General features: G+C 56.0%; 1 protein-coding gene. It reads left to right on the top strand.

All coding sequences use genetic code 11. The features are described from left to right. Positions 1 to 1009 (top strand): FG-GAP repeat protein (locus BGO59_RS31795; RefSeq protein ID WP_293691076.1); only part of this gene is annotated, 1009 nt, incomplete at both ends.

Here is a 1009-nt window from a genome sequence, read left to right on the forward strand (position 1 = left end):
ATAACTGGGGGCAGGTGAAAAAGATTGTCGCCACTGACCGGGGGGCTTCTGATAGTTTTGGCTTTTCGGTGGCCATCAGTGGCGGTTTGGTTGTGGTGGGGGCTAATCTGGAAGACGAAGATGCTTTGGGGGGCAACACGCTCTCGGCTGCGGGTTCGGCCTATGTGTTCAGCCAGAACCAGGGCGGCACCGATAACTGGGGGCAGGTTAAAAAGATTGTCGCCACCGACCGGGGAGCCTCTGATAGTTTTGGTCGTTCGGTGGGCATCAGTGGCGGTTTGGTTGTAGTAGGGGCTAATCAGGAAGACGAAGATGCGTCGGGAAGCAATACGCTCTTTAACGCGGGTTCAGTCTACGTGTTCAGCCAGAACCAGGGAGGAGCTGATAACTGGGGACAGGTGAAAAAGATTGTCGCCACCGACCGGGGAGCCTCTGATAATTTTGGCTATTCGGTGGCCATCAGTGGGAGCCTGATTGTAGTGGGTGCTTATCGGGAAGACGAAGATGCGTCGGGTACGAATACGGTCACGGATGCGGGTTCGGCCTATGTGTTCAGCCAGAACCAGGGGGGAGCCGACAACTGGGGACAGGTGAAAAAGGTTGTCGCCACCGACCGGGGAACTTCTGATAATTTTGGCTATTCGGTGGCCATCAGTGGCAGCCAGCTTGTAGTGGGGGCGTATGCGGATGACGAAGATGCCTCGGGGGGCAATACGCTCACGGATGCGGGGTCGGCCTACGTGTTCAGCCAGAACCAGGGGGGAGCCGACAACTGGGGACAGACCCAGAAAGTGGTTCTGGGTGATTATGTGGGCAATCAGCTTTATGGCTCCTCGGTGGCCATCGATGGGGAGTATGCCGTAGTAGGAGCCCCTCAGGACTATCTCGATGCAAACAGTGGCCAGGTTTTGCTAAGGGCCGGTTCCGCCTATGTACTCAAACGGCAAAACGGTATCTGGACCCAGATCAAAAAGCTAGTGGCATCTGACCGGGCTTCTGACGATTTTTT

It is taken from the genome of Spirosoma sp. 48-14, assembly GCF_001898575.1.
In the GTDB taxonomy this organism is placed as follows: domain Bacteria; phylum Bacteroidota; class Bacteroidia; order Cytophagales; family Spirosomataceae; genus Spirosoma.